Below are 12818 nucleotides of genomic sequence, written 5' to 3'. Positions count from 1 at the left end.
CCAGACGCCTCAGGTTATCAGTAGCTGCCGGTAGCAGCCTGATCACCGGAAACGATTGCTACGCCAGAGCTGGTGCCGATACGAGTTGCACCTGCTTTAATCATCTTCTCGGCGGTTGCGCGATCGCGCACGGCGCCGGATGCTTTAACACCCATCTCGCTGCCTACCGTTGCGCGCATCAGTTTGACGTGCTCTTCACGAGCACCGCCGGTGCTGAAGCCGGTAGAGGTTTTAACGAAGGCCACATCGAGTTCGCGGCAAATTTCACAAACCTGAACGATCTGCGCATCGCTGAGCAGGCAGGTTTCCAATATTACCTTCAACGGGATCGCCGCGCAAACCTCGCGCACTGCGGCGATGTCGGCTTTAACTTCATCCAGCAGGCCACTTTTCAGCCAACCCACGTTGATCACCATGTCAATTTCCTGCGCGCCGGCAGCAATGGCCGCTTTAGCTTCGAAAGCTTTGGTGACCGTCAGGCCGGCACCCAGCGGGAAACCAATCACCGAGCAGATTTTAACTTCGCTTTCCTGCAGCAGGTGCGCAGCCAATGGCACGTAACCAGAGTTAACGCAGACGGCGTAGAAGTTGTGTTGTTGCGCTTCTTCACACAGTTTGGCGATTTGCTCTTCAGTGGCATCCATAGCCAGCAGGGTGTGATCGACATAGCGGGCGTAATCAATGTTTTCGGTAGTCATCTCGATTCCTTATTAAGGTTATATCAAAGCAGGATGTGATTAATGTTATAATAATAACATTCAACTGGCGGTAAACATAGTGATGTTTAAAAATGAATACCAGATCATCGTTTATTGGCTGTTTAACGTATAACATGGGGTGATATGAATGTTATTTAAGTAACATTTTAGGCGTTGGTCGCGGGATCGCTCGCGTGAACACCCAGGGGGAAAAGTATGGAAATGATAATAAATTTAGCGCCAGAGCAATTCGGAGCGCAACCGTATGAAGTTTTCCGTAACGATGAATTCGTAGTCACCGTTGTTAACTGTGCAGCCGCAGGGCCGATATTGGCGCTGGCAAACCGCCGTGGCTCACTGCGAGTATTGCCTTACCGCGCGCTGACGATTTGGGATGCTGATTTTGATGGCTACTCATTGAAGTCGGGCCGGCGCAGTGTCAAAACTCTCGGGGGTAGGTCGGAGGGCAGTGTGGCCTTTCATTCACATTGGTCACCACAGGGGAGGGTATTAACAGACATGCAGTTTGTCTGGTTGCAGGTTGAGGGCGATACGCTGACGCTTTATGGCCGTGGGGAATCTGCCCATCAACCTTGTCGGCTGCGTCCGGCGGTCCGTTTGACGGCGGACAGCGCTCAATTCTCCATTGATATGCAAATCACCAATCTTGCCGACCACCCCCTGCCGCTAAGTTATGTTTGCCAGCTTAACTACGGCTGTGTTCCCACGGCAGTTTTCCGACAGAACCTGCCGACGTCAGCGCTGACACCACCGGGGAGTCTCACCGAAGAAGGACTGCAGTGCTCGGACGACTTGTCACTGTATGTTGATCAGGCCGAATTCTATATGTTGGCGTCGAAAGGAAGACGATATGTTACGCGCTTCTCCACTGAGCAGTTTAATTATGGTCTGCGACCTATCACCCAGCAGGGAAATCAGCGCTTGTTCAGGTTCATTCAGCCGGCCACCTGCAGCCTGCGAGGGCAGAGTGAAAGCTCAAGAATGATGATCGGGGCGGGAAAAACGCGTGAGTTCTGCGTGATAACCGGGGTGGTGTGATAGCCGGGGCGGAGCTGCCCCGGCCAAAATACAGGCTTACTCTTTCACCCAGCCCTTGCGGATCGGGAAGGCGAACAGGAGGCGGTACAGGCGCGTCAGCTTGTCGGCGATGCTATCGCCAAACAGGTTCCATACCAATTGAGCAAACAGACAACCGACCAGGCCGACCAGGAAGCCGCCTACCATATCCAGCGGCCAGTGCACGCCCAGATAGACGCGCGACCAGGCAATGCCGGCCGCGACAGCCAGCAATAAAATGCCTGACCAGACCCGATGCCAGAACAAAAAGGCCAGAGCGAAAGTGAAGATAGCGGTACCGTGATCGCTGGGGAAGGAGCTGTCCGGCGCGTGGGCCAGGAAGGTATAACCGACACCGGCCACAAACGGCCGTTCGTGTGGCAGCAGCATGCCAATGGTCGCGGAGGCAAGCATGGCGAACAGCAGAGCAATTGTCGTCTTGGCCACCACTTGACGCTGCGACACCAGTTGATTCTGCGGCCCCCACAGCCATAGCCCAACGATCAGCATAGGTACGATAGCGATCAGATCGCGCGCCAAAAAGGTGGCGATATCAATCAACCACTCGGGGGACGCCGGGGTCGCGTTGATCCAGGCGAAAAGAAGATAATTCAACTGCTCCATAAAAGTTACCTCGTCTTGCGGCGGATATACCCGCTCACCATCCAATAAACAGCCAGTTGGCTGAGCCAAACCCACCAACCTGCCCACAGGTTATGGGTAAGAAAATGCGCGCCACGCATCACCTGACCAAAACCCATAAGCATGCCGAGCACAATGCCGCCGAACCAGCACCAGTAGGCCAGGCGTGGCCGTTGCGGATAAAACAGGAAAAACAGTGCCATCACCGCAAAACCGCTGGAGGCATGGCCACCAGGGAAGCAACGACCCGGACCGGGTTCTGCTGGAATTGCGCCGAACAACGGATAGGACATCGCCTTGCCGCCGTATTCGATCAAATCCCAGGGACAGGAATGGGCGCTGGTGGCTTTAAGAATACCGACCACCAATGGACCAATGCCGATCAGCAACATGGTGACGATCATGCGCGGATTACGGCGGTAAATGCCCCAAAACAGCGCCAGCACTGCGCCGGTAATCACGCCAATTTTCAGCAAACGGTGGTTAATCAAGTCCAGCCAGCGATCGTTCTGCCAGGGGAAATGTCCGCTGGTGACATCGAACCAGTAATTGCTGACAGCCCAGTCCAGCTGTTCGTTACGCGACAGCCAAAGGAACAACAAGCCACTGACGACCAAGCCCAAAACCTGCCAACGGTAAAAGGATGCCGGCAGTGAGTAAAGGGTGTTAGTCTTAATTTGGGGCGTCGTTGAGGATTGATTTAATGAACGTTTTGGGTTCACGCGCAGGCTCGGTGACATTAACGGATGCTGCCACTGTAATAATTCTGTCTTAAGAAAACCTTAATGCCCAAATTACCGGGATTGAAAAGCAATAGGCGGATTATAGACTTTCGGTTAAGGTAATCGTTTGCTTTTATTGGAATGATGTAGTGATGACAATAAAATTGAATTTGGCGTTATTGGCAGCCTGCAGTGCGGTTTTGTCCCCCTTGGCATTAGCGCAGATTACCGGGCCGATTGTGGTGCAAGGCGCGATGCCAGTAGAGGCAGAACGTTTTGCCCAACGCCTGGAAAACCCGCGCGAAGAGCAGATTGGCGGCTGGCGTTTCTGGCGTGGTACGGTGGATGGGTATCCGGTGGTGGTGTCAGAAACCCTGAAAGGTATGTCTAATGCAGCGGCCGCTACGGCTATTGCCGCTACCCAATTTCATCCGGTAGCAATCATCAATCAGGGAACCGCCGGTGGTCACGATCCGGCACTGAAGGTGTACGACATCGTATTGGGCAAGTACTCGGTCAGTCTGGGTGCGTTTAAAACACCGAAGAAGGCGGCGGGGGAAGGCAGTGACTCGCGACAATGGCAGCCGATGGATTTACTGGCTTCGAAAGGCAGTGCCGGTGAAGATAAAAATGCCCATACCATCCGTCAGTTTCCGGCTGATGCTAAACTTTTGGCGATAGCTGAAAGTGTTAAGGGCAGCTATACCCAGGGCAAGGTAATTGAAGGGGTTATCGGTTCCGCCGATGTGTGGAACAGCGAACTGGACCGCATTGGTTACTTCCACGAAAACTACCATACCTCGGTTGAAGAGATGGAGACTGCCTCTGCCGCACAGATCGCCGCTTCCTTTAACATTCCTTTTGTCGGCATCCGCGTGTTGTCCAACAATATTACCAATCAGGGTAAATACGACCCACAGACTGGCCTGGCGTGCCAAGACTATGTCTATCAGGTGGTGAAGGCTTATATCGCCAAAAACTTACCCCGTTAATGATTTATCCTAATTAATGGTCAGTGGCGGGTTATTGCCACTAGTCACCATACATTGTAAAGAATATTAAACTACTGGCGAGCTAGCCGGTAGTGTATTAGCTTATGCCCGGAGTATTTAATAAATTGTAGGGATATAAACATGAACAAGGCATCCGTTATATTTTCCGGCCTGCTGATGGTCGCTTCCGCCAGCGCTATTGCTGCCACCTCTGCCGAGGACACCGATATCAGCAAGCAACCGCTGGAAAAGGTCGCGCCATACCCGAAAGCTGAGAAGGGCATGAACCGTCAGGTGATTTACCTGCCGAAGCAGGAACACGAAGAGAATTTCAAGGTTGAACTGCTGATGGGCAAAACGCTGGAAGTGGACTGCAACCGTCACATGATTGGCGGCACGCTGGAAACCAAAACCCTTTCCGGTTGGGGCTACGACTACCTGGTGCTGGAAAAACTGTCTGAGCCTGCTTCCACCATGATGGCTTGCCCGGACAAGACCAAACAGCAGAAATTTATCGCTGCCAACCTGGGTGATGCTGCCATGCAACGTTACAACAGCCGCTTGCCAATCGTGGTCTACGCACCGAAAGACGTGGAAGTGAAATACCGCGTGTGGAAGGCCGAAGACACCGTGAGCAAAGCTGAGCAGAAGTAATGCTGATGTGTGCTAACCATTAGCACGGCTAAGTTATTATCCGAGCATTAACCCGTTTGGGGAGTGAGTTGCGCTGTTGGCAATCGTTCCCCAGCGGGTTTTTTTGTGCCTCGCATAATAGCTTTAATCAATAGAAAACCACGGTGAAAGTCTGTAATTTGAGGAGCGAACAAGTACTGATAAAGGCCGCAGGATTAAAAAGTTAGCTTTAATGCTATGCGTGCAATAACGAAATCTACCTGGCTGGGAAAAAATGACAAAATTAATTGAATTTAGCGCCATAACTGAAGCGGCTGAGCGGCTAGTCGGAAAGGTAATTCGAACCCCCACCATCCCTGGATCAAAATTGACGGAAAAGATTCAGAGACCGGTTTTTCTGAAACTTGAAAACACTCAGCTTGGTGGTTCTTTTAAAGCACGGGGCGTGCTTAACAAGTTTTTGAGCCTGGCGGATGATGTGAAAGATAAGCGGTTTGTGGCGGTGAGTGGCGGTAATTTTGGCATTGCGATAGCCGAGGCGGCGAAGATCTTTGGGGCTGATGTCACTATTATTATGCCGAAAAGTGCCCCGGCAACTGCCATCGACCGGGTGGGGGGACTGGGCAGCACTGTTATCGTGGAATCTGATGTTCACGCTGCGTTTGAGCGGGCTAAGGCTTTGGCTGAGCAGGGGTACGTAGTCATTGATGATTGCAACGACTCGCTGATCGCCGAAGGGCATGGAACCTTGGCGCTTGAGTTCATTGCCGACTGCCCGGAGCTTACCGACGTCCTGGTTGCGGTGGGTGGTGGCGGTATGCTGGCCGGTGTGGCAACTGCGCTAAAAGCCATAAAGCCAGAGATTAGAATTTGGGGTGTTGAAACCTCTGGGGCAAGTTCGATGCACCAGGCATTGCGCGCCGGCAAGCCGGTGAACATTGAGGTGACTTCAATTATTTCTACCCTCGGTGTGCCTGCCATTGATGAAGTGATGCTGGCCCATGCTCAAGCTTATATCGAGGAAGTGGTTGTGGTATCGGATAAGGCCGCGATAGAGGGAATGGTGGCCTTTGGCGAAGATGCAAAATTATGGGTTGAACTGGCGTCCGGGACGTTGATACCTGCGGCTATGACCATTGCTCCCAAACTTCCCGCTGAAGCCGTCATCGGGATTGTAGTATGCGGTGGAAATATCTCCCATCAGGACATGTCTAAATGGGTTGGCTACTCACAAACTCTGTGATTTAGCCCCTGTGGAGTTTATTCAGGCAATAAAAAACCCGCTTTCCTCACAGCAACAATAAAATCAATAACTTATTGTTTTTACAATAGGTTATTATTACGGTGTGGGGTGAGGAAATGCGGGGATTGCCAACCTATGCCGCCACTTGGCATGGTCGCTAGCGGGTTGAATTGCAGGGCTGTTTCGAGGTGTTCCGGCGCAAGGTGAGCGTAGCGCATGGTCATCTTGATTTCATAGTGTCCAAGGATACGTTGCAGTACCAATATGTTACCACCAGACATCATAAAGTGAGCGGCGAAGGTGTGGCGCAATACGTGAGTAAGCTGCCCTTTTGGTAACACGATGCTAGTGCCCTCGATAACCGACATAAACTTAAAATAGCACTCGCCGAAAAGGCGGCCATCTCCAATCTTGAGCAGCTTTTTGTAAAGCTCCTTGCTGAGCGGGACGCTGCGGTTCTTTTTCCCTTTGGTTCTGACAAACGTGATTTTATGCGGTGATTACCTCAGCACAATACATACCTTTATCTGTGCAAAAAATTGTATTAGCTCAGACTTGATCTGACATTGTCACAGCACAGAGTTAAACCTAACAGGGCAGCTCTGTGCCAAAAGCGGACTTTCTAGAGGGCTGCTATCGTCCCATAATCGACGGGCTCCCCGATAGTTATGCCGAGACTTTCATAGATGACATGATAGCACTGGCAAATCTGACCAAGGGTGCGTTGCATCATCATCTCGGTGACAAGAAAAGCCAAAGGGACTTTACCTTGTTGCACAGAAAATAATGTGTACTAGCGATCCATGTGACTAAAGCTACCAACACCAATATGAGATCACCCTATGGATACAAACTGGTGCCATAGGGTTTAAGTAATACTCCTCCGACAGTACGCTTGCTGAAGTAGAGCGTATTGCAGAGAAGAAGGATCTGTGCGCCCAAACATTTCCTCACATCGTGTTTTAGGCCTTTTGCAATAACGCCCTGTTCATTGCGAGAATCGTGCCTAACAACGAGAGGAGTAGAAGTCCGATAACACCCCATGCAAAGAACGCCAAGCCTGTTCGATCCAGCAAAATACCTCCGACAATCCCGCCAGCGGCAACGGCGGTGTTCCAACCAGTTGTATACATAGATTGCGCGACATCGACCGATTCACCGGCAAAACGAGACAATGCCGTTTGGGTGATAGTAGCAAATCCACCAACGGCCATTCCCCAGATCACCACGGAAGAATAAACCATCTTTGGAAGGCCCCCCCAAAAAGCAAGTAGTAGGGAAGCAAGGGTGAAGACCACGATGCTTGCAACAGCAAGGAGTTGCAGTCGGCGATCAACCATTGAGCCGACGAACCACAGGCCAATGATTGAGCCTATTCCGAAGACGAACAGAACAATATCTACATCCGCGGACAAGCCCGATGGTTCGAGAAGGGGCTCAATGTAGATATAGAGAATGTTGTGAGCGACAACGAAGGTAAAGACCACAAACAGTACGGCACGAATGCCAGTCTTTAGAAAGACTCCTGTAAGAGGCTGGCGCTGCTCCTTGGTCTGACCGGGAAAATCCGGAACGACAGTGATAACCCATACAATGAGCGCCAGTGCCAGGACAGTCATCAGACCAAAAGCACCTTGCCAGCCAATGGTTCGACCAAGCAACGCGCCGAGCGGTACGCCGAACACCAAAGCTATGGTCGCGCCAGCGCCGGATATCGCAATCGCCCGCCCGCTGAGATGTGTTGGTGAGATGCGTACAGCAAAGCCGGCTAGCAGCGACCAAACAATGCCACCGAAGACACCGGCAAAGAAGCGCGCTACCAATGAGATGCTATAGCTATCGGAAAGCGCGGTGACGAGATTGACAACCGAAAACCCAAAGATCGCCACCAACAGCAAAGGACGCCGCCGCCTACCCTGCGTAAGGGTTGTCACTGGAATAGCAGCGACCAGTGCCCCCACCGCGTAGGCAGTAATGAACTGACCGGCCAAACTTTCGGATACATTCAAGCCCCCCGCGATGGAGGAAAGCAATCCTGCCGGCATAATTTCGGTCAACAGCGTGATAAAGGCTGCCATCGCTAGGGCAAGCAGTGCCGGGATAGGCAGGGTCTCCGTGTTCCTACTTGAAGCCGATGTAGTCGTCGTATGCATCAAAAAATTCCTCAAATCGAAGTTGTCTCAGCCCTTTGCAGAGCGCTACCCGACAGTGTGCTCGTTGGCGAAAAGAAGAAAAATAGGCAATAATTCACAACATATATGACAATTTAGTCCTTAATAAGGAAGCTCATGGAAAGCCTTGGTTCCCTCGATATCTTCGTTCGCGTCGGTGAGTCGCGCAGCTTCACGACTACTGGGCAACAACTAGGCATCTCAGCATCAGCAGTTAGCAAGGCTATCGCTCGTTTGGAGGAGCGGTTAGCTACGCGACTGTTCCATCGGTCGACTCGAAACGTCACTTTGACTCCAGAAGGAGCTCTCTTTCTGGAGCGTTGCAGGCGCATTCTGGGTGAGGTGGAGGCGGCGGAAAATGAGCTTGCACAATCTAACCAGATGCCTCGCGGCAAGCTTCGCGTTAGCCTGCCTTCCGTCGGTCTACTGTTCATGCCGCAATTCGCCGAATTTAAACGTCAGTACCCCGACATAGAACTGGATATCGACTGCTCTGATCGTCTGGTGGATGTAATCGAGGAAGGATTTGATGCGGTGATCCGTACGGGAGAGCCAAGTGATTCCCGGTTGATGGCACGTATGCTCGGAAGCTATCGTCGTATCATGGTGGGTGCCCCGAAGTACTTCGAACAATGTGGGGTGCCGAATACCCCCGAGGAACTAATGCAGCACCGCTGTCTACGCTACCGATTCCCCAGTAGTGGCAAGGTCGACCAGTGGCCCCTCAGTCGCGGAGGCCAAATACTCACTTTTGATCTAGCCAGTTCAATGACGGCCAATACACTTGAACCGCTGGTTTGCTTCGCAGAGTCAGGTCTTGGCATCGCGTGTATGCCAGACATTGCCATCCGTCAACAACTGGAAATCGGCAGCTTGGTATCCGTACTGGATGGATTCAATCAAGACCACACCATCTTGCGGGTGCTGTGGCCTTCAAGTCGGCATCTTTCACCCAAGCTGAGAGTCTTCGTTGATTACGTCACCACCGCTCTATTTCCAGATACAAGTAAGAAAACTGTTAGCAACGGTGCAAACGTGATCCCCCCAACGGTTGAAAACTGATCCAGAGGTGAATCTGCTCTCCTGACAACGGGGGAGCTGATGGTCACTTTTAAAACTGCTATGGAAATAAAAATCCTGCGCAAGCAGGGAATGAGTCATCGAGCCATCGCCATGCAGTTGGGTGTGTCTCGCAATACCGTCAAACGCAATCTGAAGGCCGAAAGCCAGCCGCCGAAATACTCTCCCATGCTTCGTGTAGCTTCCGTGTTTGATGATTATCGGGACTAGATCCGCCAAGGGTATACAGGCTATTCACCCCTATAAAATCCCAGCGACCGTTAGTTAGCGCGAGCTCCGTGATTTAGCCAGTAGGTCCACTTCTCGCTCAGAGCGGACTATCAGTTTTGATTGTACGCTGCTAGGCAATGTTGCCAGTTCAAGTCTGAGCTAATACAGCTAAATACCCTATGCATGCATTAGGTGCATGAATTTGCATGATGATCCGGTGTGAGTTTTACCCCCGAAGCGCCAGCACTGGCGCGGATCGCGCCGGATCATGCACCTGCATGAAAAGCGACACACGAAGCGGGCTGGCGAGGCGGGGATAGCATTGCGCGCAAGCGGTGTTTAGACCATTTCAAATTGTCCGTCAGCGGCCCATCGCGGCGATTTATCGAAGTATTCAAACATCCCTTTGGTTTTAGTTCACAGCACTATGCATTTCGATATCAAAATGTGACACCAAAAAACGACACCATAATACACTTACAATGGTGTCGCAAAGTGATACTATAAGCCCCGTGAACAAACGACACCAAAAAATGCTGTCGGATGTGTTTTCCCTGCCTGTCAACGGTTCTATAAAGTGGTCTGATATCGAGGCGCTTTTTACCGCGTTAGGGGCGGAGATTCACGAAAGGGGAGGTTCTAGGATCGCGGTGCTGTTGAAAGGTGAGAAACGAATCTTTCACCGACCACACCCCAGACCTACCACTGACAAGGGGGCGGTAAACTTCATACGGATCTGGTTGGATAGTTTAGGAATTAAACCATGATGAACAATACACTGAAAATCGACGGCCACGTTGCCGTCATCACCTTTGACCCTGAAATTGAAATGTTCCGGGGGGAGTTTGTCGGACTGAATGGCGGCGCTGACTTCTACGCCTACAGTGTTGAAGAGTTGAAAAAAGAAGGCTCTATTTCGCTGACGGTCTTTTTGGATGAGTGCAAAAAAGACGGCATTGCGCCTTACAAATCGTACAGCGGTAAAGTGACCACCCGGTTGTCGCCAGAACGTCATCAGGCGTTAGCGATCACGGCACAGGCCACCGGGCAGTCAATTAATGAACTGCTGAATGAAGGCGTTGATCTGGTCATAGAAAAACACTCCTGACTTACCGGCAACAAAAAGCCGCCAATCACTGGCGGCTCAGATTGATGACAAAGTCCACTGCGGTTAAAAGTTCTGATCTGAGAGCGAATAAAAACAAAGGATTATATCTTCTGATTTACCCCAAACATCCGAAAACCACGTTTTTCGGGTGTTTGTCATCAATCTGAAGCCTGCGAAAGCAGGTTTTTTTGTGTCCGCAAAACGGCCGTCGCCACTTTGTCGCCATCGGACAACACTATGCTGTGTAACTTGTTGTTTTATATGATCATAATTTTATGGCAATAAAAAACCCGCTAGTCTTGAACCTAAAAAGGCGGGACTAACGGGCTCCACAAAATGGGGACATCAAAGAAAAGCAGTGGCACTAATTCAGACTACCCCCGGAAAGGAAAGTTCTCGCCGGCGATAAAAATTTCAAAATATATTTGCCACTGATTCATCTTCGTTGCTTATCAGTTAGCCGAGGATCCCCGGCCACAACACCACTATCAACGAGCCCGCCAGGGTTAACAATACGTTAGCGATGGCGTAGGTGCCGGCATAACCCAGCGCCGGAATGTTACTGCGTGCGGTATCACTGATAATTTCCATTGCCGGGGCGCAGGTACGGGCCCCCATAATTGCGCCGAATAGCAGGGCACGGTTCATGCGCAGTACATAGGCACCGAACAGGAAGCAAATCACTACCGGCACCAGGCTGACGATGAGCCCGGCGATCAGCATCTGGCCGCCAACGGCACCCAGACTGTTGCCGATACCGGCACCGGCGCTCAGGCCGACACCGGCCATAAACACCATCAGGCCAAACTCTTTCACCATGTTCAGCGCCCCCTGCGGAATGTAGCCGAAGGTCGGGTGGTTGGCGCGCAGGAAGCCGAGCATGATGCCGGCCATCAGCAAACCGGCGGCGTTACCTATGCCGAACGAGAAATTGCTGAACTGAATGGTGATCTGGCCAATCAACAGCCCGATGATAAAGAAGGCGCAGAATGCCAGCAGGTCGGTCACCTGGCTGTGGATCGAGATAAAGCCAATTTTCTCCGCCACGCTTTTCACCCGGCGGGCGTCGCCGCTGACCTGCAGTACATCGCCTTTATTGAGTACAATGCTGTCGTCGATAGGCATTTCAATCTGGCTGCGGATCACCCGGTTGAGGAAGCAACCGTGGTCGGTCAGCTTCAACTGGCTCAGGCGTTTGTTCACCGCATTGCTGTTTTTAACCACAATCTCTTCGGTAACGATGCGCATATCCAACAGGTCACGGTCGAAGACTTCTTTGCCGTTGCGGAAGCTGGGATCCAGTCGCGCATGAGCATCGGGGTAGCCGACCAGCGAAATTTCGTCACCCACCTGCAAGACCGCGTCGCCGTCCGGGTTAGCCAAAATACCGTTACGCCGGATACGTTCGATATAGCAACCGGTTTGGCGATAGATACCCAGCTCACGCAGATTTTTGCCATCGGACCAGGCCACCAGTTCGGGACCAACGCGATAGGCGCGGATGACCGGCAGGTAAACCTTGCGTTGGCTGTCGGTGTCCAGGCCGCGTTCGCGGGCAATCTGTTGGGCAGAGGTGGAAAGATCCTGGTGTTGCAGCTTGGGCAGGTAGCGCGCGCCGAAAATCAGGCTCACCAAACCGATCAGGTAGGTCAGTGCGTAGCCAAGGCTCAGATGATCCTGCGCTGCCAGCAGTGCCGGGCCATTGGTGATGGTATTACGTAGTGTATCACCGGCGCCAACCAGAACCGGGGTCGAGGTCATTGAGCCGGCGAGCATACCGGCGGTAAGCCCGATATCCCAATGGAACAGTTTGCCCAGACCGATGGCGATCACCATCGCGGAACCGACCATCACTAGCGCCAGCATCAGGTAATTTTTGCCGTCGCGGAAAAATATCGAGAAAAAGTTTGGTCCGGCTTCCACGCCAACGCAGAAAATAAACAGCATAAAGCCGAGGTTTAGCGCTTCAGTGTTAATGGCGAAGTGTTGTTGGCCGAGCAGCAGCGAAACCACCAAAACGCCAATGGAATTACCGAGTTGAACGGAGCCCAGACGGACTTTACCGAGGCACAGCCCCAGCGCGAGTACCACGAACAGTAACAGGATGTAGTTACCGTTTAACAAACTAGCGACGTTTATGTTCACGTAGGATAACTTATTGTTTACCAGTAAGTGCTTGATATAGATAAATATAAGATATAAATTCAGTCAAAAAGCGACTTCATAAATAACTAACCAGCGA

12 protein-coding genes and 2 pseudogenes are annotated in these 12818 nt (G+C 51.7%); 8 read left to right on the top strand and 6 right to left on the bottom strand.

Going from position 1 to position 12818, the window contains the following annotated elements; translation table 11 throughout:
- Positions 1-17: 17 nt before the first annotated feature.
- Positions 18-698, bottom strand: a complete 681-nt coding sequence (gene deoC / locus ACUTSU_RS12635) for a deoxyribose-phosphate aldolase (protein WP_261410950.1) — start codon at positions 696-698, stop codon at positions 18-20.
- A gap of 519 nt (positions 699-1217) precedes the next feature.
- On the opposite strand from deoC, the gene ACUTSU_RS12630 reads away from it, so the two are divergent.
- Positions 1218-1757 carry a hypothetical protein gene (locus tag ACUTSU_RS12630; RefSeq protein ID WP_445650124.1) on the top strand — a complete coding sequence of 180 codons (540 nt, stop codon included), beginning with the start codon at positions 1218-1220 and terminating at the stop codon, positions 1755-1757.
- Between the two features lie 36 nt (positions 1758-1793).
- Here ACUTSU_RS12630 and ybjG read toward each other — a convergent pair whose 3' ends face one another.
- Together ybjG and ACUTSU_RS12620 are read right to left on the bottom strand one after the other, a co-directional pair.
- Positions 1794-2399, bottom strand: coding sequence for an undecaprenyl-diphosphate phosphatase (ybjG, locus tag ACUTSU_RS12625; RefSeq protein ID WP_445650125.1), 606 nt, complete (start codon positions 2397-2399; stop codon positions 1794-1796).
- A 5-nt stretch (positions 2400-2404) separates the two neighbouring features.
- Complete coding sequence (locus ACUTSU_RS12620; RefSeq protein ID WP_445654245.1) at positions 2405-3157, bottom strand: phosphatase PAP2 family protein; 753 nt, start codon at positions 3155-3157, stop codon at positions 2405-2407.
- Between the two features lie 134 nt (positions 3158-3291).
- On the opposite strand from ACUTSU_RS12620, the gene ACUTSU_RS12615 reads away from it, so the two are divergent.
- The 3 genes from ACUTSU_RS12615 (at position 3292) to ACUTSU_RS12605 (ending at position 6007) form a co-directional block, all read left to right on the top strand.
- Positions 3292-4131, top strand: a complete 840-nt coding sequence (locus ACUTSU_RS12615) for a 5'-methylthioadenosine/S-adenosylhomocysteine nucleosidase (RefSeq protein WP_445650127.1) — start codon at positions 3292-3294, stop codon at positions 4129-4131.
- 141 nt (positions 4132-4272) lie between these two features.
- A complete protein-coding gene (eco, locus tag ACUTSU_RS12610; RefSeq protein ID WP_445650128.1) occupies positions 4273-4785 on the top strand; it encodes a serine protease inhibitor ecotin in 513 nt (170 codons plus the stop codon).
- Between the two features lie 253 nt (positions 4786-5038).
- A complete protein-coding gene (locus ACUTSU_RS12605) occupies positions 5039-6007 on the top strand; it encodes a threonine ammonia-lyase (protein ID WP_445650129.1) in 969 nt (322 codons plus the stop codon).
- An 80-nt stretch (positions 6008-6087) separates the two neighbouring features.
- Here ACUTSU_RS12605 and ACUTSU_RS12600 read toward each other — a convergent pair.
- Both ACUTSU_RS12600 and ACUTSU_RS12595 read right to left on the bottom strand, forming a co-directional pair.
- Positions 6088-6501: pseudogene (locus ACUTSU_RS12600) on the bottom strand (tyrosine-type recombinase/integrase); the annotation flags it as partial.
- Positions 6502-6969: 468 nt separating this feature from the next.
- Complete coding sequence (locus ACUTSU_RS12595) at positions 6970-8160, bottom strand: MFS transporter (RefSeq protein WP_445654244.1); 1191 nt, start codon at positions 8158-8160, stop codon at positions 6970-6972.
- 135 nt (positions 8161-8295) lie between these two features.
- On the opposite strand from ACUTSU_RS12595, the gene ACUTSU_RS12590 reads away from it, so the two are divergent.
- The 4 genes and pseudogenes from ACUTSU_RS12590 (at position 8296) to ACUTSU_RS12575 (ending at position 10576) form a co-directional block, all read left to right on the top strand.
- Positions 8296-9240, top strand: a complete 945-nt coding sequence (locus ACUTSU_RS12590) for a LysR family transcriptional regulator (protein ID WP_445650131.1) — start codon at positions 8296-8298, stop codon at positions 9238-9240.
- 39 nt (positions 9241-9279) lie between these two features.
- Positions 9280-9520 (top strand): annotated as a pseudogene (locus ACUTSU_RS12585) (helix-turn-helix domain-containing protein); the annotation flags it as partial.
- Between the two features lie 430 nt (positions 9521-9950).
- Complete coding sequence (locus ACUTSU_RS12580; protein WP_445654243.1) at positions 9951-10235, top strand: type II toxin-antitoxin system HicA family toxin; 285 nt, start codon at positions 9951-9953, stop codon at positions 10233-10235.
- Positions 10232-10576: a type II toxin-antitoxin system HicB family antitoxin gene (locus tag ACUTSU_RS12575; RefSeq protein ID WP_445650132.1), complete on the top strand. Its 345-nt coding sequence runs from the start codon at positions 10232-10234 to the stop codon at positions 10574-10576. Before ACUTSU_RS12580 ends, ACUTSU_RS12575 begins: the two co-directional genes overlap by 4 nt.
- 456 nt (positions 10577-11032) lie before the next feature.
- On the opposite strand, the gene ACUTSU_RS12570 is transcribed toward ACUTSU_RS12575, so the two are convergent.
- Positions 11033-12721, bottom strand: a complete 1689-nt coding sequence (locus ACUTSU_RS12570) for an aspartate:alanine antiporter (RefSeq protein ID WP_445650133.1) — start codon at positions 12719-12721, stop codon at positions 11033-11035.
- Positions 12722-12818: the final 97 nt, after the last annotated feature.

It is taken from the genome of Serratia sp. NA_13 (assembly GCF_052691735.1).
Note: the sequence above shows the minus strand (reverse complement) of the source record. Positions and strands in the feature narration are given on the sequence as shown.

What these genes read in the sequence shown, in the direction of transcription:
- ACUTSU_RS12580 (WP_445654243.1), top strand. Translation starts at nt 9,951, where the DNA reads ATGGTGTCGCAAAGTGATACTATAAGCCCCGTGAACAAACGACACCAA.
- ACUTSU_RS12590 (WP_445650131.1), top strand. Translation starts at nt 8,296, where the DNA reads ATGGAAAGCCTTGGTTCCCTCGATATCTTCGTTCGCGTCGGTGAGTCG.
- deoC (WP_261410950.1), bottom strand. Translation starts at nt 698, where the DNA reads ATGACTACCGAAAACATTGATTACGCCCGCTATGTCGATCACACCCTG.
- ACUTSU_RS12605 (WP_445650129.1), top strand. Translation starts at nt 5,039, where the DNA reads ATGACAAAATTAATTGAATTTAGCGCCATAACTGAAGCGGCTGAGCGG.
- ACUTSU_RS12620 (WP_445654245.1), bottom strand. Translation starts at nt 3,157, where the DNA reads ATGTCACCGAGCCTGCGCGTGAACCCAAAACGTTCATTAAATCAATCC.
- ACUTSU_RS12615 (WP_445650127.1), top strand. Translation starts at nt 3,292, where the DNA reads ATGACAATAAAATTGAATTTGGCGTTATTGGCAGCCTGCAGTGCGGTT.
- ACUTSU_RS12630 (WP_445650124.1), top strand. Translation starts at nt 1,218, where the DNA reads ATGCAGTTTGTCTGGTTGCAGGTTGAGGGCGATACGCTGACGCTTTAT.
- ACUTSU_RS12595 (WP_445654244.1), bottom strand. Translation starts at nt 8,160, where the DNA reads ATGCATACGACGACTACATCGGCTTCAAGTAGGAACACGGAGACCCTG.
- eco (WP_445650128.1), top strand. Translation starts at nt 4,273, where the DNA reads ATGAACAAGGCATCCGTTATATTTTCCGGCCTGCTGATGGTCGCTTCC.
- ybjG (WP_445650125.1), bottom strand. Translation starts at nt 2,399, where the DNA reads ATGGAGCAGTTGAATTATCTTCTTTTCGCCTGGATCAACGCGACCCCG.
- ACUTSU_RS12575 (WP_445650132.1), top strand. Translation starts at nt 10,232, where the DNA reads ATGATGAACAATACACTGAAAATCGACGGCCACGTTGCCGTCATCACC.